17 protein-coding genes are annotated in these 19,817 nt (G+C 34.6%); 6 read left to right on the forward strand and 11 right to left on the reverse strand.

Translation table 11 applies throughout. The features are described 5' to 3' along the window. Nucleotides 1–50: 50 nt before the first annotated feature. Nucleotides 51–1,208, reverse strand: a complete 1,158-nt coding sequence (locus tag ACFO5O_RS12135; protein WP_387964134.1) for a beta-ketoacyl synthase N-terminal-like domain-containing protein — start codon at nt 1,206–1,208, stop codon at nt 51–53. A 90-nt stretch (nt 1,209–1,298) separates the two neighbouring features. Here ACFO5O_RS12135 and ACFO5O_RS12140 point away from each other — a divergent pair, with 90 nt between their 5' ends. Beyond that, nucleotides 1,299–1,730: a cytochrome c oxidase assembly factor Coa1 family protein gene (locus ACFO5O_RS12140; protein WP_387964136.1), complete on the forward strand. Its 432-nt coding sequence runs from the start codon at nt 1,299–1,301 to the stop codon at nt 1,728–1,730. Here ACFO5O_RS12140 and bioA read toward each other — a convergent pair. Genes bioA through ACFO5O_RS12160 form a run of 4 tightly spaced genes read right to left on the reverse strand, consistent with a single transcriptional unit; the run spans nt 1,716 to nt 5,077 of the window. Then, nucleotides 1,716–2,981, reverse strand: coding sequence for an adenosylmethionine--8-amino-7-oxononanoate transaminase (gene bioA, locus ACFO5O_RS12145; protein WP_387964138.1), 1,266 nt, complete (start codon nt 2,979–2,981; stop codon nt 1,716–1,718). The genes ACFO5O_RS12140 and bioA overlap by 15 nt on opposite strands. 38 nt (nt 2,982–3,019) lie before the next feature. Next, on the reverse strand, nt 3,020–3,298 hold the full coding sequence (locus ACFO5O_RS12150; protein WP_387964140.1) for a GIY-YIG nuclease family protein: 279 nt from the start codon (nt 3,296–3,298) through the stop codon (nt 3,020–3,022). A 37-nt stretch (nt 3,299–3,335) separates the two neighbouring features. Continuing rightward, nucleotides 3,336–3,947: a dethiobiotin synthase gene (gene bioD / locus ACFO5O_RS12155; protein ID WP_387964142.1), complete on the reverse strand. Its 612-nt coding sequence runs from the start codon at nt 3,945–3,947 to the stop codon at nt 3,336–3,338. Beyond that, complete coding sequence (locus ACFO5O_RS12160) at nt 3,944–5,077, reverse strand: aminotransferase class I/II-fold pyridoxal phosphate-dependent enzyme (RefSeq protein WP_387964144.1); 1,134 nt, start codon at nt 5,075–5,077, stop codon at nt 3,944–3,946. Before ACFO5O_RS12160 ends, bioD begins: the two co-directional genes overlap by 4 nt. 39 nt (nt 5,078–5,116) lie before the next feature. On the opposite strand from ACFO5O_RS12160, the gene ACFO5O_RS12165 reads away from it, so the two are divergent. Further along, nucleotides 5,117–6,898, forward strand: coding sequence for a M61 family metallopeptidase (locus ACFO5O_RS12165; protein ID WP_387964146.1), 1,782 nt, complete (start codon nt 5,117–5,119; stop codon nt 6,896–6,898). Nucleotides 6,899–6,964: 66 nt separating this feature from the next. On the opposite strand, the gene ACFO5O_RS12170 is transcribed toward ACFO5O_RS12165, so the two are convergent. The 6 genes from ACFO5O_RS12170 to ACFO5O_RS12195 all read right to left on the reverse strand — a co-directional run bounded on the left by ACFO5O_RS12170 (nt 6,965) and on the right by ACFO5O_RS12195 (nt 16,329). After that, a complete protein-coding gene (locus tag ACFO5O_RS12170) occupies nt 6,965–7,258 on the reverse strand; it encodes a F0F1 ATP synthase subunit delta/epsilon (RefSeq protein WP_387964148.1) in 294 nt (97 codons plus the stop codon). A gap of 51 nt (nt 7,259–7,309) precedes the next feature. Next, entirely contained in the window at nt 7,310–8,818 is a 1,509-nt protein-coding gene (atpD, locus tag ACFO5O_RS12175) for a F0F1 ATP synthase subunit beta (RefSeq protein WP_387964150.1), read from the reverse strand. Between the two features lie 191 nt (nt 8,819–9,009). Then, nucleotides 9,010–11,856 (reverse strand): TonB-dependent receptor, encoded by a 2,847-nt coding sequence (locus ACFO5O_RS12180; RefSeq protein WP_387964152.1) that lies wholly within the window; start codon nt 11,854–11,856, stop codon nt 9,010–9,012. Between the two features lie 178 nt (nt 11,857–12,034). Then, on the reverse strand, nt 12,035–13,885 hold the full coding sequence (glmS, locus tag ACFO5O_RS12185) for a glutamine--fructose-6-phosphate transaminase (isomerizing) (protein WP_387964154.1): 1,851 nt from the start codon (nt 13,883–13,885) through the stop codon (nt 12,035–12,037). A gap of 6 nt (nt 13,886–13,891) precedes the next feature. Further along, nucleotides 13,892–15,508, reverse strand: a complete 1,617-nt coding sequence (locus ACFO5O_RS12190) for a DUF4270 domain-containing protein (protein ID WP_387964156.1) — start codon at nt 15,506–15,508, stop codon at nt 13,892–13,894. Between the two features lie 11 nt (nt 15,509–15,519). Next, complete coding sequence (locus ACFO5O_RS12195) at nt 15,520–16,329, reverse strand: glycogen/starch synthase (RefSeq protein ID WP_387964158.1); 810 nt, start codon at nt 16,327–16,329, stop codon at nt 15,520–15,522. Between the two features lie 110 nt (nt 16,330–16,439). Here ACFO5O_RS12195 and panC point away from each other — a divergent pair, with 110 nt between their 5' ends. The 4 genes from panC to ACFO5O_RS12215 are packed head-to-tail and all read left to right on the forward strand — an operon-like array spanning nt 16,440 to nt 19,800. Continuing rightward, the gene (gene panC, locus ACFO5O_RS12200; protein ID WP_387964160.1) at nt 16,440–17,291 is read left to right on the forward strand and encodes a pantoate--beta-alanine ligase; all 852 of its coding nucleotides are present in this window, start codon (nt 16,440–16,442) and stop codon (nt 17,289–17,291) included. 13 nt (nt 17,292–17,304) lie between these two features. Next, entirely contained in the window at nt 17,305–17,655 is a 351-nt protein-coding gene (gene panD / locus ACFO5O_RS12205; RefSeq protein ID WP_387964162.1) for an aspartate 1-decarboxylase, read from the forward strand. Between the two features lie 4 nt (nt 17,656–17,659). Next, nucleotides 17,660–18,613 (forward strand): lysylphosphatidylglycerol synthase transmembrane domain-containing protein, encoded by a 954-nt coding sequence (locus ACFO5O_RS12210; RefSeq protein ID WP_387964164.1) that lies wholly within the window; start codon nt 17,660–17,662, stop codon nt 18,611–18,613. Between the two features lie 38 nt (nt 18,614–18,651). Then, nucleotides 18,652–19,800, forward strand: a complete 1,149-nt coding sequence (locus tag ACFO5O_RS12215) for an alpha/beta hydrolase (protein ID WP_387964166.1) — start codon at nt 18,652–18,654, stop codon at nt 19,798–19,800. Nucleotides 19,801–19,817 lie beyond the last annotated feature (17 nt).

Below are 19,817 nucleotides of genomic sequence, written 5' to 3' on the forward strand. Positions count from 1 at the left end.
ATAATCAAAATTCAAATTCTAAATTCCAAATTTTAAGTTCTTTTCAACAATCAACATCTAGAGATTAGGATTGAAACAGCGTTTCCTCCAAATCCTACAGCATTAACCATGATATGGTTTAATTGTTTAGGGCTGCTTTGATTTAAAAAAGGGGACTGTATAAACTCTTGATGTTTTAGCATTAAAATAGCCATTTCAACACTCAACATACCACTTGCGCCAAAGGTATGACCTAATTTCCATTTATTGTTAGTCAATAAAGGATGATTATTCCCGAACACCTTTTTTATTGCTTTTAATTCGGCTAAATCACCTTTAACTGTACCTGGAGTATGTGTAACAATGACATCAATCTCGTCGGGATTAAAAGTCCCTAACGCCATACGCATTGAACGTTGAAAACATTTTGCATCGGTTGATAACGACACATTATGTTCTAAAACTTCCGTTGCATAGCCAATACCCGAAACCAATGCTAACGCATTTGCTTTATTGCCTGGTTCTAAACAGGCCATAGCTGCTCCTTCACCCAAGATCATTGTGTTTTTAGTTTTATTAAAATCTAATGCACGACATGGATAACGATTGTTATCATTTATTAAGTTTTTGTTAGCATAGATTTTTAAAGCTTGCATCTGCGCAATTGTAAAGGGTGTTAAGGGAGCTTCACTACCGCCGACCAAAAACTTTTTGCTCATTCCAGAATTTATCCACGCTATACCATTAAGCATAGCATGCAATGCTGTTGAACAGGTTATTGAATGTGAAATTTCTGGGCCTTGGGTTTGTAAATCATGAGCTAGCCATGATGAAATATTTCCGAGTGTGGTAGTTGGCGAACTCAAGGTTTCACTTTTGCCACGAGTTAAAAAATCTTCGTGATAGGTTTCAAAAAGTTGAGTTGCACCACGTGACGATCCAATATTAATACCGAAATTATCATGTTTTGACCACCCCGCTTGTTTTATAGCTTTTCTTGCTGCGTAAATAGCAAATAAAACAGAGTCATCCAATGATTTATAACTATGTTCTGAATTTCTTAAATCTTCAATATGCTTCTTACAATGGTCTGCAAGAGATGATACATAGACGCCATGTTTTTCTTCAAAAAAATGATCTTTCTTTTGGTAATTAACCCAAGTGCTTTCTATGGTATTTCCCAATGTAGAAATTGAAGAAATTGCGGTAATTGAAATTGGTTGTTGCAAGACTTTAAAGCTTTTGGCAAATGTAAGTTTTCTTAAAATGTAACAAAAGCAAGACCCCAAATACTTATCTTTAAATTATAGAAAATTAATATGGAAGAAGTAAGACAGAAAAGTTGGTTTGGCAGAAATTGGCTGTGGGTTGTGCCAATTAGTGGATGCTTAATGGTCATTCTACTAATCGTTTTCGGGATTGGAGCAGCTATTTTTGGAGTTACTAAAGTGCTCAAAAATTCTAGCCCATATACTTATGCTTTTGAATTAGCAGAAGAAAATGAAAATGTAAAATATAGCTTGGGAAAACCTATAGTTACCGATGGTGTTATGAGCGGGAGCATAAACATAAACAATGACCATGGCGAAGTCGATTTTAGGATACCAATTAAAGGGTCAAAACGAAAAGGGACAATTATAGTCGTGGGTGAAAAATACGACGGAATATGGACTTATGAAAAGTTATATGTTCTTATTAAAGAAACCAATGAAGAAATTAATTTGCTTGATAAATCTCTAGAAGGTTTCTAGTGCGTCTTCGATGGTAGCATATACTTTTGCTAATTGTTGATCTGTTATTACATATGGCGCTTGAATATAAATAGTGTTCCCTAATGGGCGCAAGAACACCCCACGTTCCATAAAAAAATCAAACAATTGGTCTCTTAAATTTCCGTAGCGCTCCATTTCATTATTCAAATCTAAAGCATATATAATTCCCATTTGCCTAGTGGATTTTACTTTAGGATGATTTTTAATACGGTCGTTAAATTTTATATGTGAATCAGAGATGCGTTTTATATTGTTTCGCATTGCTTCAGATTGCAATAACTCAATTCCGGCTAAAGCAGCAGAACAAGCAATAGGATTGGCCGAATAGGTATGCCCATGAAAAAACCCTTTGCTGATGTCATCACTATAAAAGACATCATAGATAGCTTGTGTACAGGTAGTAATTGCCATAGGGACTAATCCAGCAGTTAAAGCCTTACTCAAACATATAATATCTGGTTTGGTATGTATTTGGTCTGAAGCAAAAAAAGTTCCGGTTTTTCCAAAACCAGTCATAACTTCATCAGCAATAGTTACAATGCCATGTGTTTTAAAAAACTGAAGCAATTCATTTAAACCTTGGCTACTGTGCATTTTCATGGCTGCAGCACCTTGCACTAAAGGTTCATAGACAAAACCTGCAACCGCATGATTTTCTACAATGGTTTTTAAAAGTTCTAAAATCTCATTATGATTGAAACCGTTTGGAGTAGGGATTCTTTTAACATTCAAAAAAAAGTCCTCAAAGGGTCCATTATATACTGAAAGGCCGGAAACACTCATCGAACCAAATGTGTCACCATGAAACCCATCTTCAAATGCTATTAAAGTATCTTTTTTGTTGCCTTGGTTGAAATGGTATTGTAGCGCCATTTTAATTCCAACTTCAACACTAGTTGAGCCATTATCACTAAAAAATATTTTATTTTGATTTTTTGGTAATATTTTAATGAGTTCTTCAGAAAGTTTAATGGCAGGTTCATGGGTAAAGCCACTAAAAACTACCTGATCTAAACTCTTCATTTGTGCTGAAACACGATTTATAATATAATCATTACAATGACCATACATGCAGGTATACCAAGAGGCTATAGCATCTATATAGATAGTTCCGTTTTCGTCAATAAGTTCACAACCTTTTGCGCTGGTGATGGCAATGGTTTCTGGGTGCAACTTATGCTGCGTCAAAGGATGCCATAAGTGTTTTTTATCTCGCTCTTTTAATGTCATATATCGTCATGCTGAACTTGTTTCAGCATCTCATTATATTAATAATCCAAAGTTTTTAAAGTAGGATTTATAGTTTTTATTAAATTTAATTTCCACTCTTTATGCCAATTTTTTAATTGTTTTTCTCTAGCTATAGCTTGTTCTATATCTGAAAATTCTTCAAAATATATCAAATCTTTTATATTGTACTTTTTTGTGAATTTAGAAGCATTTTCAATATGGTGCTCCTCAATTCGCTTTGAGAGATTCGCCGTGACACCAACATAAAATGTTGTTCTATAATTATTGGTTAATATATAAATATAGCTAGATTTCATATTTTATGTGACCCTGAAACTAGTTCAGGGTGACGACTTACAATCTTTGTTTAAATAGTTCAGCATATTCCAAAACTACATTTTTATCAAAATATGGCTCTTCATCAATTCGCCCTATAATATTCACTTTAGCCATTTTCTTAATAATATCTTCGGTTGATTGGTGTTCGTTTCCACTAAAAATAACAGAGACATCAAAGCCTTTTTCTTTTAAAAGATTTACTGTTAATAAGGTGTGATTAATACTTCCTAAATAATGACGAGACACGACAATAACTTTATAATCTGGCTTTACTAGGTCTAATATGCTTTGCGTATCGTTTATGGGAACCATTAAACCACCGGCGCCTTCAATGACCAAGCTATTTTTAGTTTTAGGGGGATTGATTTGTTGTAGGTCTATAGAAACTCCATCAATAGATGCGGCAGCATGTGGACTCATTGGTGTTTGTAATGCATAACTATTAGGATGAAAAACCGAAACGGTATTTGAAACCAGTTGCTTTACTTTATTCGTGTCAGAGTGGTCAAGATCTCCTGCTTGGATTGGTTTCCAGTAATCTGCTTGGAGGGCTTCAACTAAAATGGCCGAAACAATGGTCTTACCCACTTCGGTTGATATCCCAGTGACAAAATAGGTCTTTTTCATTTTACAAAAGTAGCCAACAACTTAAGAACTTGGACAATTTCATTTGTTGAATTATAACTATGTATGCAAAAACGAAGACGTTCTTGACCTTTTGGGACTGTAGGTGATAAAATAGGCTTAATGTCAAACCCTTGTTTTTGAAATTGATTAGAAAAGTTACGTACTTCATCATTACCTTTTATTAAACAACATTGAATTTCCGAGTGACTTTCTATAAAATGTTTTTCAAGCCCCATAGTTTTGATTTCTGACTTAAAGCGTTGAATGTTGTGATGTAATTTGTTAATATTATTTGTAAGTGCTAATTCTTCATATGCCATAATAATGCTGGCAATGCTGTGCGGTGGCAGGGCTGTTGTGTAAATAAAACTTCTTGCAAAATTGATCAAATAATTAACGAGTTCTCTACACCCTAATATTGCAGCGCCATGACATCCTAAACCTTTCCCAAAGGTGATTAGCCTTGCAAAAACTGGATGCTGGAGTTGATCCACCAGCCCTTTACCATGATCACCAAAAACGCCGACAGCATGGGCTTCATCAATAATAAGAAAAGCATTGTATTTTTTGCATAATTTTGATAGTGTTACAAGATCAGGACTGTCTCCGTCCATTGAAAATACAGATTCAGAAACAATATATACGGTTTCCTCATTTTGAACACGCTTTAATAAATGTTCAAGATGATTTAAATCGTTGTGCTTGAACTTGAAGGCCTTGGCGTTGGAAAGCCGAATACCATCTCGTATGGAAGCATGAATCAACTCGTCATAAAAAATGAGATCTCCTCGTTGAGGTACACTCGAAAAGAATCCTAGGTTGGCATCATAACCAGAATTAAAAACCAGAGCAGATTCGCTATTGTGATGTTTGCATAGTATAGCTTCGAGTTTGTTGTATAGGCGATGGTTTCCTGTCAATAATCGTGAACCAGTGGCACCATTTAAACCCATGTCATGTTCTTTAAGAAAACGATGCGTTTTCTCAAAAATGGATTCAGATTTAGAAAATCCTAAATAGTCGTTTGAAGAGAAATCAACTAAATTTTGAGCATCACTTAACGTTCGAAACAACTGTTCTTGCTGACGAAGCTCCAATTTAGATTTTAACTTTTTAGGGATGTTGTCCATAGAACAAAAATACTATCTTAGACCCTTAAATTTTAATTCATGTACAGATTTCTTTTTCTTGCCCTGTTTATTTTAATAGGGAATTTAACACTTGCACAAGTTTCTTCAAAATATAGTATTTCATTTGACAATGCAGTACATCATGAGGCCCAAATAAAGGCTACGTTTACAAATTTTAAATCTGATGTGGTAGAGTTTAGGATGAGCCGGTCGTCTCCAGGGCGCTATGCTCTACATGAATTCGCGAAGAACGTTTATAATGTTGTGGTAACTGATGGTAATGGCAAAGTTTTACAGGCCTCAAGACCAAACCCCTATGCATGGCAGGTTAAAGGTCACAATGGTACTATCAATGTGAGTTATACCTTATTTGCAAATCATGGTGATGGCACCTATGCTCAAATTGATGAGACCCATGCGCATCTTAATGTTCCAGCCACTTTCATGTTCGTTCCTGAACTGTCCCAAAAAGAATTTGAAGTTACTTTTGAGCTAAGGAGTGACCTTCAATGGAAAGTTGCAACACAACTAAAACATGTAAAGGACCAAACGTATTATGCTAGGGATCTTCAATATTTTATGGATAGCCCTGTAGAAATAAGTAATTATAAAAAAAGAAGTTTTAAAGTTGATGGCCAAGACATCAATTTTGTGTTGCATGATGATTTAGCATCAGATCAAGATTTTGATCAATACTTTGACGACGTGAAGGCTATAGTCCTTCAGCAAAAAGCAGTTTTTGGCGAACTTCCCAAGTTTGATTATAATGAATACACCTTTTTGGCCTGTTATATGCCAAATGTGGTTGGAGATGGAATGGAACACAGAAACTCTACAATTTTAACTACAACCAGAAGTTTAGCAAAGGGTGGGATAGAGCAAAATATAGGTACAGTTTCTCATGAATTTTTTCATTGCTGGAATGTGGAACGCATCAGGCCACAATCATTAGAGCCTTTTGACTTTGAAAGGGCGAATATGAGTGGCGAACTTTGGTTTGCTGAAGGGTTTACTAACTATTTTGATAATTTGACCTTGGTGAGATCTGGGGTTTGGAATAAGGAACAATTTGTGAATACGGTTATGGGAACATTTAATTATGTTTGGCCCGCACCAGGACGGCAGTTTTTCAACCCAATTGAAATGAGTTATCAGGCTCCATTTGTTGATGCAGCTAAATCTGTTGATGAAACTAATAGAGAAAACACCTTTATTTCTTATTACAGTTATGGTGAAATGCTGGGCTTAGGTCTAGATTTGTCCTTAAGATCCAATAATTTGAATTTGGATGATTATATGAAATTAGTTTGGAAGAATTATGGAAGTGTTGGTAAATTTTACACAGTTGAAGACTTGCACAAGACTTTAAACCATTATGCAGGGGAAACCTTTGGTGATACTTTTTTCAATAAGTATATCTATAAAAGTGGAATGCCAGATTTTGTAGCGCTTTTTAAAAATGTTGGATTTCGTCTTAACCTGAATGAAGATCAAGTCGATTTTGGAGCTCATGTAAGGCACAATAAACTAATGGATAACCCAAAGATAGGATCCACAGCTTATATTAGTGGTCTTCAAAAGGGCGATAAAATTTTGCAGGTCGGGTCTTTTACTTTAAATGATATGATAACTTTAGATATGGTGCTTAAAAAGTATCAAGTAAATGATGTCGTTACTGTTGTTTTTGAACGTTTTGATAAAATTGAAACTCGCGATGTTATTTTAAAAGGAGGAAAATCCTATAGTTTACAACAGATTCCAGAATCGGATGTAAATGAAGAAATGAGAAAAAACCAAGCACTTTGGTTAGATCCTAAATAAAAATATAAAGCATAAAAAAACGTGAGGTATTGGCCTCACGTTTTTTTTATTCAGTTAAAAGTATTACTAATCAGCTAATACAATTACTTTGTTATCTTTCATTTCAACTGTACCAGAATTAATCTTAACCGTTAAAACATTCTTATCATCTTTTTGTGGAATAACAAGCGCATGAAGCTCATCTAATACCAAAGGATTTTTAGTGTTTGTTTTTATCCTTACTGTTCCGGTTTTTAATAAGGAAACAATAGGTGCGTGATTATTAAGCATTTCAAAATCTCCTGAAACTCCAGGTACAACTACAGAATCCACTTCTGAACTAAATAATGTTGCTTCGGGTGATACAATTTCTAAATACATAAATTTTATAGTTGATTATTGATAATTGCCAATTGATAGTTATCAATTGAATTATGCCTCTGCTAACATTTTCTCTCCAGCCTCGATTGCTTCTTCGATAGTTCCTTTAAGGTTGAATGCTGCTTCAGGAAGATGATCTAACTCACCATCCATAATCATATTAAATCCTTTTATAGTTTCTTTAATATCAACTAACACCCCTGGTATTCCAGTAAATTGTTCTGCAACATGGAAAGGTTGAGATAAGAAACGTTGTACACGTCTTGCACGTCCAACGGCTAATTTATCTTCTTCAGATAATTCTTCCATACCAAGGATAGCAATGATATCTTGTAATTCTTTATAACGTTGTAATAACTCTTTTACGCGTTGAGCACAGTCATAGTGTTCTTTGCCTAAAATTTCTTTTGTAAGAATGCGAGAAGTAGAATCTAATGGATCTACCGCTGGATAGATACCAAGCTCTGCAATTTTACGAGATAATACGGTTGTAGCATCTAAATGCGCAAAAGTTGTTGCAGGAGCAGGGTCTGTTAAGTCATCAGCAGGTACGTAAACCGCTTGTACTGACGTAATAGATCCTTTTTTAGTTGAAGTAATACGCTCTTGCATCGCACCCATCTCTGTTGCTAAAGTAGGTTGGTAACCTACCGCAGATGGCATACGACCTAAAAGTGCAGACACCTCTGATCCGGCTTGTGTAAAACGGAAGATGTTATCTACGAAAAACAATACATCTTTTCCTTGACTATCGCCAGCACCATCACGGAAATATTCAGCAATAGTTAAACCTGATAAGGCCACACGTGCACGTGCTCCAGGAGGCTCATTCATTTGTCCAAAAACGAAAGTCGCTTTAGACTCTTTCATTTTAGCTTTATCTACTTTGGTTAAATCCCATCCGCCTTCTTCCATAGAATGCATGAATTCGTCACCATATTTTATAATTCCAGACTCTAACATTTCACGAAGTAAATCATTTCCTTCACGAGTTCTTTCTCCTACACCAGCAAAAACCGATAAACCACCGTGTCCTTTTGCAATGTTGTTGATCAACTCCTGAATTAATACTGTTTTACCAACACCAGCTCCACCGAATAAACCAATTTTACCACCTTTTGCATAAGGTTCAATTAAGTCAATTACTTTAATACCAGTGAAAAGTACTTCAGTAGATGTAGATAAATCTTCAAATTTTGGTGCTTCTCTATGAATTGGCAATCCTGCTTTTCCAGCTTTAGGTAAATCTCCAATACCATCAATGGCATCACCAATTACGTTAAATAAACGCCCATAAACATCTTCGCCAATTGGCATTTGAATTGGAGCTCCAGTTGCTACAACTTCTGTTCCTCTACTTAACCCATCAGACGAATCCATTGCAATAGTACGAACGGAATCTTCACCAATATGTGATTGTACCTCTAATACTAAAATAGAACCGTCAGGTCTTTTAATTTCTAATGAATCATAAATTTTTGGAAGTTCAGCTCCAGCACCGAATTCAACATCGATTACTGGACCTACAATTTGTGCAACTTTACCTGTAACTTTTGACATTACTTATGTGTTTAATGTTTAGATAATCTTAAATTGGAAAAACAGCTAACCCATTCTACTAGAGCGCTTGGTTTTTTCGCGCTGCAAAGATATTAGTTTTAATTTAAAATTAAAGTCATTTTTACGCTTTTTTACAGATAAAAAAAACGCCTTCAATCAGAAGGCGTTTTAGTACTTAAAATATTGAATTATTAGTTGTTAATTGTCCAAGACACATAGTATTGCGATCCAATAAATGGTCCACCAACGGCACTTTGAAACTCTTTACCACCTAAATTGGTTCCGCCAACTTTAAAAATAGATTTTAGAGATGGTATTGAATAGTTGATTTGAGCGTCAACAACAGTTCTTGCTGGCATAATAGCATTAGCAATACTAGCTTGCCAGAAATACTCGTCACTCCATCTAACATTTACATTGAAACCAAAGTCTTTAAATAAGTTTTCGTTTCCGAAAGAAACTTTAACCTTATGTTCTGGAGTGTTAAATCCTGCACTAAAATCTGGTTCTGATGCCTGGTCAAAGTCTAATTTTGCATAAGTATAGTTAAAACCTAAATCAAAATTCTTCGCGATTTTAGTTGACAACCCTAATACAGCACCATAAGAACTAACATTGGCAGTTGAGTTGGTATTAAGTTGAAATACTGTATAGTTTCCTGTAGCTCCATTTAACAATCCATTGGCGATATCTAAAACCCCAGAAAGATCTGATGTTGATCCATTATTAGGCGTAATAACTAATTTTTCAGCCAAGAAATCATTGTATCTATTATAATATAGGTTAACGTCAGTCGTGAACGGACCTAATTTACCTCTATACCCAACATCAAATGCTGTAACTTGTTCTTGTTTTACTAACGGTGTAATTCCCGTACCATTGACTGGTGTTAACAAGCCAGCATTTTGTTGTACGGCTACGTTTGGATTAGTACCTCCAGCTACCGCAGTTTGAACTGCAATCCCAAATGCTGTTACCGATTCTCTTGAATAAGAATCAAAATAAGCATCTCTAGGCTTAAGTGCTGTTCCCGGTAAATCTCTGTCCAAATTTGCAGGAGATCCACCAACTAATATAGCTCTACCCACATTAAACCCTATAAATAAAGCTTGGGTATGAGGGTTCCTAAACCCTGTTTGAACCGATGCTCTAAAATTATGCTCTCTATTTGCTCCAGCAGAATACCCAACTGAAAGTCTAGGAGAATAACTTGCATCAAAAAATTCGTTTTTGTCATAACGTACAGATGCAGTTACTTTCAGGCGTTCATCAGCAAACTTTTTAATACCTTGTACATATGCACCATATTCTTCATAATCAATCGGCCCATCATAATCGGTAAAAATAGTTCCGCTAGAATTTAAAGAATATTGTCTGTATGAACCACCAATTTGTAAATCCATTGCGTCATTGAGAAGAGATTTAAAATTATAATTTCCTTCTCCAACGTGCATTTTGGTATTATCAAGGAATTTTGATCCCGTAGCGACATTTGGGTCATTGGTTACTTTATTAAATAATGCTTCAAACTCTGGTGTCCCAGGTTGAATAGTAACCGTTTGATCTGCAAATTGTCTTGCGCCAGCATGAGCTTGCTCATTTGTGCCTCCACCTAATAGGCCAGCTAAATAAGCTCCAGCATAAGTGCCAAACCACTCTTGTGCACCAACTTTATTCATATTAATACCAGTAAAACGCATGTCATAACTTTTACCTGCACTTTCACTTGTAGTATATCCTCTTAAAAAGAAATTATTTCCTCTAATCTCTAATTTGTGTTGCTGCAATGTAAAGTCTTTAATTTGATATCTATTGGCACCTTGATAAATAGTGCTCCCACGACCAACTTTAGATTTCCATTCAATTTCTAAATCATCTGCGAAAGGGCGATAATGTAACGAAAAGTCAGCTTTTAAACTACTTGCATCATAATCGGTTAAATCAGATTCTTTGTAGCCCGTTCTAGCGACATTAACGGCAGGGACCATTGCGCTAGATCCAGGAGGTATTTGTCCCATTTGTTCAAGAGATTGGGCAACCTGCCTTAAGTTTAAACCTATACTTGAAAGGCTTACTTCATCTCCATAGATATTTAATCCGTCATGAGCTGGGCTAGATCTAAATGGTAAGATGGCATCAGGGCTTCCAACGGCACCTAACACATATTGATTATTGTCGTTAGCTTGCCAATCAGTTCCTTTTAAATATGAAAATGATGCCTTACCAGCAAATTTATCGCTGAACTTATAGGCTGCTCTCATTCCAAAGTCATAGAAACTGTTATCTCCACCTGCTTGTTGTGATGTTATACCTTGTTTATAGTAGAAATTAATTCCTTCATGATCAAAAGGATTTTTACTATTCATAAATAAAATTCCATTAAATGCGTTGGCACCATATAAAGCAGATGATGCTCCTGGTAATAATTCAACACTTTGAACATCTAATTCATTTAAACCTAACATGTTACCAATTGCAAAATTCAATACAGGTGAAGCATTGTCCATTCCATCAACTAATTGAACAAATCGTGTATTGGCATAGGTAGCAAAACCACGTGTGTTTACTGAATTAAAAGTTAAACTCCCTTGATGTACATCTACACCCTTAAGGTTTTCCAAGCTATTATAAAAACTTGGTGCTGATGAGAGTTTGATGTCATTTGCGCTTAAACGTTCAATGGTTACTGGAGATTCACGAACGCTCTCTGGAGTTCGTGAGGCTGAAATTACGATTTCATCCAATTCGCTACCTTCGTTTAAAATAAAATTTAAAGTTTGAGTATTGGTATTAACTTCTTTTGTGACAGTGCTAAAACCTACACTACTAATTTGAATAGTAAAAGGAGGGTTTTGATTTACGCTTAAAGTAAAGTTACCGTCAAAATCGGTTACTGTTCCAGTGGATGTACCTACAACAATGACATTTGCTCCTGGTAAAGGTTGGTTATTGTTATCAGTTACTTTTCCGGTTACTGTAGATTGAGCAAAACATAACGTGCCAATAAACAGCATAAAAATTTTAAAGATTGCTTTCATTTTAGGGAATTAGTTAATTAAATGCAGACGAATATAATTAATTCTCTAATTAATTAACAAAATTTTTTGAAAAAGTTATGCGCGCATAGTATATTTTAACAAAAAACGAGAAGAATATTACAAATATTTAAAAAAACAAGCTAATTATTAAAGACATTGACAATCTATTGGTGGATTTTTACTCAACCGTTACTGATTTGGCTAAATTGCGAGGTTGGTCAACATTTTTACCTAGCATCACTGCAATGTGATACGATAAAAGCTGTAGCGGTATAGTTGTAAGTAATGGCGATAAGGATTCAAGGGTTTCTGGAACTTCAATAACATGATCGGCCAATTCTCTAACACTTTCATCACCTTGAGTTACAATACCTATAATTTTGCCTTTTCTAGACTTGATCTCTTGAATATTACTCACTACTTTTTCATAATGACCTTTCTTGGTAGCTATGACTACAATAGGCATATTTTCATCAATAAGTGCAATAGGGCCGTGTTTCATTTCAGCAGCAGGATATCCTTCAGCATGTATATAAGAAATTTCTTTTAATTTAAGGGCGCCCTCTAATGCCACTGGAAAGTTGTATCCTCTTCCTAGATAAAGAAAGTTTTTAGTGTCTTTGTATATATCGGCAATAGTTTGAACTAACGAGTCAGATTTTAAAGCTAATTCAACTTTTTTAGGAATTAATTCTAATTCAATAAGGTGTGTTCTAAAATCTGAACTTGAAATCGTCCCTTTTGCTCGAGCCAATCTTAATGCAATAAGCGTTAGAACGGTAATTTGGGTGGTAAACGCTTTAGTTGAAGCTACACCTATTTCGGGACCGGCATGGGTGTAAGCTCCTGCATTAGTTTCTCGAGCTATTGTAGAACCTACAACGTTACAAACTCCAAAAACAAAAGCGCCTTTAGATTTTGCAAGTTTTATAGCAGCCAAAGTGTCTGCCGTTTCCCCTGATTGGGAAATAGCGATCACCACGTCATTTTCTGTAATTACAGGATTTCGATATCTAAATTCGGAAGCGTATTCTACTTCTACCGGAATTCTAGCTAAATCCTCAAAAATATATTCGGCAACTAAGCCTGCGTGCCAAGAAGTCCCACAAGCTACTATTATTATTCTATTGGCATTTAGAAATTTTTTCATGTTATCTTCAACCCCCGCCATTTTTATAATGGCTTCATTAGAACGTAATCGCCCTCTAAAGGTGTCTAAAATAGCACTTGGTTGCTCGTAAATTTCTTTCAGCATAAAGTGATCGTAACCACCTTTTTCAATTTGTTCAAGATTGATTTGAAGCTCTTGCATATAAGGGTCTACAAGAGAATCATCTTTAATTTTTCGAACTTTTATGTCTTTGCCACGTCTCACTATTGCCATCTCTTCATCTTCGAGATAAATGGCATTTTTCGTATACTCAATAAACGGTGAGGCGTCACTAGCAATAAAAAACTCATCTTCACCAATGCCTATCGCTAGAGGACTCCCTAGTTTTGCAACCACAATTTCATCAGGTTTAGTTTTATCAAAAACAGCAATGGCATAAGCACCGACAACTTGGTTAAGAGCTATTTGAACAGCTTTACCTAATTTTATATTACCTTCATTAATTTTAACATCCTCAATAAGATTGACTAGAATTTCTGTGTCTGTTTCAGATTTAAAATTGTAACCTCGTTTTAAAAGTTCTTTTTTTAGAGATTCATAATTTTCGATTATACCATTGTGTATAATGACCAAATTTCCAGAATTGGAATAATGTGGATGTGAATTTACGTCGTTAGGTACGCCATGGGTTGCCCAACGTGTATGACCTATTCCTAATGTTCCTTTAGTAGAAATCTCATCTTTAACTCTGTGCTCTAAATCAGCAACTTTTCCTTTTGTTTTGCACAATTTAATGTCGGTTCCGTCAAATAGTGCAACTCCTGCGCTATCATAACCACGGTATTCTAGTCGTTGTAATCCTTTTAAAATGATTGGGTAAGCTTCTCTATGACCAATATATCCGACAATTCCACACATATGAGATTAGTTGTTTGGTTCTGTGTATAAGATTTCTAAATATAACTTTTTTGCTTCAATAGACGTGTTATTTCCGTGGAGAACAGTCCCGCGTGGCGTAACAATTGAACTTAAAGGAACTTTCGTGTTTAAATTATCACTGGTTAGAAGACGATATTGAAGACTGCTAGATTCTATATTTACGTTGGCACTAACTGCTAATCCTAATTTCACATTAGTAGAATCTCTTAAAAGGATATTGTTAATGTGTTCTGTAAGTCTTATTTTATACTTGATCCCTCGTCCGTCGGGCTCATTATCAACACGTTGCAATTTGCCAAGGTGGCTAATTCTAGAGTTAACAGGAACCGTTGAGTTAACTAAATCGACAAAATAATCTGGTAGTGGTGTGTTGTTTTCTAAATCATATAAATACACTCTATCGGGTTCTGTAAGTTGTTGTACGGCCGTTTGATCAACATAGAATACAAGATTCGCTTCGTTGATTAGCCATTTACCTTTTCTATTTCTAAAATAGTCTAATTGCGGTACATCTAATCCTGAATCTGGGTCTTGAATGAGTCCACTAAACAAATCTATAATAGCAACGGAGCCTTGTCCACCTTTTAAGTAAAGTTTTTCATCACCATTAACGGCATCGCCGTTTGTAATAGGATTTGAAGGTTCAGAAATTAAATTAAAACGGTTACCTGTAAATGTAAATTCATAGGTATTTTTTTCACGAACTCCAGCTTGTGTTGACGATTCAATATCATAATACATTGTGATTTTTGCGTTTGCCCCAGCAAAATTAAGCAGGGACAAATTCCCGTTACCATTAACAGCTTCAGTTTTAAAATAAATACCTCTAAAATAATCTTTGAAATTATTTAGGTTGCTTAATTCAATACTACCTTCTTTTGCAATAATTTTTTGACGCCAAAATGTGGTGTCTAGTTTTACACGCAATGCAGGAGCTAATCGTTCAGTAATTTCACCTGAAGTATTTTTTATTTGAATTTCACTGTCATTTGGAACAAAATTTTCAAGCACGCCATTTGGTGTACCTGCTATCTTTATTAAAGTACCTTCTAATTGAGTTGTATTAATTTGATCTAAACCTGTTGACCCATTAGAATAATAAGTTTGGGTTGAATTAATTTCTGAACTCGGATTAAAATCTCTTAAAAAATAGTTGTTTTCGTAAATAGATAGTTTAATAGGGTCTGTGCCAAAAACAGAATCCAGTTCATAAATTGTTTTTCCACTATCGTTAACACTTATTGACCTACTAAAATATGGAATATGTAATACAACAGAATCCATTTTAACATTGTTACCAAACACACGATTAAAAATAGTTGTACTTATTTGGCTCACAACATTTGCAGTTGTAGTGCCATAAACGGGATCATAATAAGTTCCTAAAAAATTAAGCGGCAAATTGCTAGTCTGAACCGGATCAAGTTTTTTAGTGTAAGCAACTACGTTGAACTTTTGTTTTGCTGCTTTAAAATGGACGGCATTATCATTATTTATAATATCAGAATCTATACTTGCGAAATCTTTATCACAAGCTATAAATGAACTAATCAACAACGTTAAAATTGCTAGATTTTTAAGGGCAATTTGTTTCTTTTTCATTAAATGTATTTCTAGTTTAATACTTGAGAGGTATAAAATTCACTGTAGGGCTCTGCGAACTCTTCAGGTGAGAAGTATTCTAAAACGGGTTTATTAGATTCAGCTAAATAGGTTTCAAGCTCTTTTGGTATTTCTTCAGATCCTTTAATGAGAGCATCAGAATAGTCTATTGCAATCTTCATTAAATTAACGTAAGATGGTTTATCTAAATGTTTAATGGCTTCTTCTTCAATATTGTCAAACCTCACTTTGTCAATCATTTTTGTATCTAACGTTTCATCAAAGCTTTGATTGTATACAGAGGTCACAATTTTACTATCAGTAAAAAGCGGCTCATTTTTATAATACTCCTTAAGATAGATAGGCAGTAGTGATGCAAGCCAGCCATTAACATGGATAATATCTGGAGACCAATTTAATTTTTTAACGGTTTCTATAACACCTTTAGCAAAGAAAATAGCACGTTCATCATTATCGCTAAACAATTTGCCGTCTTCATCAGTTAGAGTTGCTTTTCTTTTAAAATATTCTTCATTATCAATAAAGTAGACCTGAATACGTTCTTTAGGTATAGAGGCAACTTTGATAATTAGTGGCATGTCCAAGTCATTTATTACCAGATTTATTCCAGACAAACGTATAACTTCGTGAAGCTGGTGCCGTCTTTCATTGATATTTCCGTAACGAGGCATGAATATTCTAATCTGACCCCCTTGTTTGTTTACCATTTTTGGAGCTTCAAATGACATTGAAGAAATCTCTGTTTCTGGTAAATATGGTACAACTTCAGAGGACACATACAATATTCTCTTATCTTTCATAAATGATTTCGTTTTTGGAATTAAAAATAAAAAACACGCAAAATTACAAAAATTTATGCAGATTGCTAGTAAAATATTAAGTTTGCACGCTGTTAAACTTTTGTTATTACATGAATGTTTTCCATAAAAAGAGTGACTTAAATAAAGCTGTTAATACGTTTAATTCAGCTTATCACACCCTTGGATTAGTGCCTACAATGGGAGCGCTTCACAGTGGGCATTTGGCACTAATTAAACAAGCATTAAGTGAAAATAACTTGGTTGTAGTAAGCATCTTTGTGAACCCAACTCAATTTGATAACAAGTCTGATTTACAAAAATATCCAAGAACATTAGATTATGATGTTGCCTTACTAGGAACTTTAACTGAAGGCGAGATTATAGTTTATGCCCCTACTGTAGATGATGTCTATGATGGTAATGTGAGTTCATCAAACTTTTCATTTGATGGTTTAGAGGAAAGTATGGAAGGTAAATTTAGAACAGGACATTTTGACGGTGTTGGCACCGTAGTTAAACGTTTATTTGAAATTGTTAAACCTGATAATGCCTACTTTGGAGAAAAAGACTTTCAACAGTTAATGATTATTAGAAAGCTGGTTGAAAAGCACAATATTCCTGTAAATATTATTGGATGTCCAATATATCGCGAAAAAGATGGATTAGCTATGAGTTCAAGAAATGCGAGATTAACTCCTGAATATCGCAAAGCAGCACCATTTATTTATAAAATATTAAAATCTGCCAAAATAAAGTTTGGTACAAATAGTGATATTAAAGTGGTAGAATGGGTGAAGTCTAAATTTGCAAAGCATCCTTTATTAAAATTAGAATATTTTACCATAGCAGATGAAGAGACACTTCAACCTATTAAGCGAAAATCAAAATCAAAATCATACAGAGCTTTTATTGCAGTTTATGCAGGAGAAATTCGACTTATAGACAATATCGCTCTAAATTAATTACCTTTGCCAAATGCAAATTCAAGTTGTAAAATCAAAAATACATCGCGTCAAATGTACGGGAGCCGACTTAAACTATATTGGTAGTATTACTATTGATGAAGACCTCATGGACGCGGCCAACATTATTCAAGGAGAGAAAGTTCAAATTGTAAATAATGATAACGGTGAGCGTTTAGAAACTTATGTGATTCCCGGACCTAGAAATAGCGGTGAAATTACACTTAATGGGGCCGCTGCTCGTAAAGTTTCTGTTGGTGATACCTTAATCTTAATTACTTATGCATTTATGGATATTGAAGAAGCTAAAATATTCAAACCTTCTCTAGTATTTCCTGATGAGGCCACTAATCTTTTAAAATAAACTCTTGAATACATCGCTTGCAAAGATTCTCAAAATAACATTGCCACTATTATTGGGAGTAGTGTTAATTTGGTATTCTTTGTCCAAGATTTCATTTCAAGACCTTGTTCAGTATTTTAAGAATGCCGATTACATGTTTATCGGTTTAGGACTGCTTTTTGGGCTTTTAAGTCATCTGTCTCGTGCGTATCGTTGGAAATTTATGATCGAACCCATGGGCTATAATTTAAGGCTGCCCAATAGTATTATGGCTGTTTTTGCAACCTATTTAGTCAACTATACCATACCGAGGGCAGGAGAAGTAACTCGAGCCACTATACTAACAAATTACGAAGGAGTTCCGTTTGAAAAAGGTTTTGGAACAATTGTAGCCGAACGAATTGCTGATATGTGTATTATGATGCTCATTATAGCAATTACACTTTTTTTAGAATTTGAGTTTATTTTTCAATTCTTTATTGAACGATTTGATCCTTTTAAGATAAGTATTGCTATTGCTATTTTGTTGATATTGGGATTTCTGTTTTTCATTTTCTTAAAGCGAAGCTCTTCGACATTTGCAATAAAAATTAGGTCTTTTGTGGAAGGTTTGATCGAAGGTGTATTAAGTATTTTCAAAATGGAAAAAAAATGGGCATTCATTTTCCATACTTTTTTTATTTGGGCAATGTATGTGCTTATGTTTTATATTACCACCTTCGCTTTAGATGAAACCTCAAATATTCCTTTGGCTGCCATTCTTATTGGTTTTATTTCAGCAAGTTTTAGTATTGCTGCTACCAACGGAGGAATTGGCTCATACCCCGTTGCGGTTTATGCTGCTTTTTCAATTTTTTCAATCGCAAAAGAACCTAGCATAGCATTTGGATGGATTATGTGGTCCTCACAAACCCTTATGATAATTGTTTTAGGCGGATTGTCTTTATTCTATTTACCAATCTATAATAGAAGGAAATAATTTTTTACCTTGCCATATCAATTTTAAATCTACCAATCATGAATAAACTTATCCTGTTGTGTGTGTTGTGTTTTAGTTTAAACACAGTGCATTCTCAAGCTAAATATGAAACTATTCGATCCAATAAGTTAGGAGAAGATCGTCAATTAAAAATTTTACTACCTAGAGGATATAATCCGGATGACACAAAAAAGTATCCATTAATAATTGTGTTGGATGGTGATTATTTATTTGAAGCTGTAGCTGGGAATGTTGATTATTATTCCTATTGGGAGGATATGCCAGAGTCTATTGTTGTAGGTATAAAACAAGCAGACCAACGTTATGATGATTGTATGTATTCTGAGCAAAACTCACTTCCAATTGAAACAGGTGCTGCATTTTTTGAATTTATAGGAATGGAACTCATACCTTATTTAAACAAGACGTTTAAAACTGAAAACTTCAGGGCCATAGTTGGTCATGGTGAAACGGCCAATTTTATCAATTATTTTTTGTTTAAAGACCAACCATTATTTCAAGCTTATGTTTGTATTGCTCCAGATTTAGCGTCACAAACAGGGCAATACCTAACCGAGCGATTAAAGGTGTTTGAAAAAAAGATTTTTTACTACATGGCAACTTCCAGTAATGATGCGCCTTCAATAAATGAAAATGTAGTTGCATTAGACAAGAATATTAAAGCTTTAGAAAACAAAAATCTACTTTATAATTTTGACAACTTTGAAGGCCCTTCACATTATGCTTTACCTGCGCATGCTATCCCAAAAGCTTTAGAAAGCATCTTTTTTGTGTTTCAACCTATTAGTAAAAAGGAATACACAGAAACAATTTTAAAATTGGAAACATCTCCTGTAGACTATCTCCTAGAAAAGTATAAAACCATTAAAGAATTATTTGGAATAGAAAAACAAATATTGGTTAATGATTTTAAAGCTATTCAAGCTGCAATAGAGAAAAGTAAATCGTTTGAGTATTATGAGGATTTGGGGAAAATTGCTAGAAAAGAATATCCTGACACCCTTTTAGGCAGTTATTATTTAGCTCGATTTTATGAAGAAACTGGCGAGCCCAAAAAAGCCATGAAAACCTATAAATCGGCCTATATTCTCCAAGAAATAGGTGGAATTACGAAAGATTTAATGCTAGAAAAAGCTGAAGAAATTAAAGCTGATTTCGGTTTTTAAACCTAAAATATAATGCA

This window comes from Geojedonia litorea (genome assembly GCF_042654525.1).
Classification (GTDB): Bacteria; Bacteroidota; Bacteroidia; order Flavobacteriales; family Flavobacteriaceae; genus Geojedonia; species Geojedonia litorea.

Bases quoted from the DNA above. Each gene is read 5' to 3' on its own strand.
- ACFO5O_RS12140 (WP_387964136.1), top strand. From the start codon at position 1,299: ATGGAAGAAGTAAGACAGAAAAGTTGGTTTGGCAGAAATTGGCTGTGG.
- bioA (WP_387964138.1), bottom strand. From the start codon at position 2,981: ATGACATTAAAAGAGCGAGATAAAAAACACTTATGGCATCCTTTGACG.
- ACFO5O_RS12150 (WP_387964140.1), bottom strand. From the start codon at position 3,298: ATGAAATCTAGCTATATTTATATATTAACCAATAATTATAGAACAACA.
- bioD (WP_387964142.1), bottom strand. From the start codon at position 3,947: ATGAAAAAGACCTATTTTGTCACTGGGATATCAACCGAAGTGGGTAAG.
- ACFO5O_RS12160 (WP_387964144.1), bottom strand. From the start codon at position 5,077: ATGGACAACATCCCTAAAAAGTTAAAATCTAAATTGGAGCTTCGTCAG.
- ACFO5O_RS12165 (WP_387964146.1), top strand. From the start codon at position 5,117: ATGTACAGATTTCTTTTTCTTGCCCTGTTTATTTTAATAGGGAATTTA.
- ACFO5O_RS12170 (WP_387964148.1), bottom strand. From the start codon at position 7,258: ATGTATTTAGAAATTGTATCACCCGAAGCAACATTATTTAGTTCAGAA.
- atpD (WP_387964150.1), bottom strand. From the start codon at position 8,818: ATGTCAAAAGTTACAGGTAAAGTTGCACAAATTGTAGGTCCAGTAATC.
- ACFO5O_RS12180 (WP_387964152.1), bottom strand. From the start codon at position 11,856: ATGAAAGCAATCTTTAAAATTTTTATGCTGTTTATTGGCACGTTATGT.
- glmS (WP_387964154.1), bottom strand. From the start codon at position 13,885: ATGTGTGGAATTGTCGGATATATTGGTCATAGAGAAGCTTACCCAATC.
- ACFO5O_RS12190 (WP_387964156.1), bottom strand. From the start codon at position 15,508: ATGAAAAAGAAACAAATTGCCCTTAAAAATCTAGCAATTTTAACGTTG.
- ACFO5O_RS12195 (WP_387964158.1), bottom strand. From the start codon at position 16,329: ATGAAAGATAAGAGAATATTGTATGTGTCCTCTGAAGTTGTACCATAT.
- panC (WP_387964160.1), top strand. From the start codon at position 16,440: ATGAATGTTTTCCATAAAAAGAGTGACTTAAATAAAGCTGTTAATACG.
- panD (WP_387964162.1), top strand. From the start codon at position 17,305: ATGCAAATTCAAGTTGTAAAATCAAAAATACATCGCGTCAAATGTACG.
- ACFO5O_RS12215 (WP_387964166.1), top strand. From the start codon at position 18,652: ATGAATAAACTTATCCTGTTGTGTGTGTTGTGTTTTAGTTTAAACACA.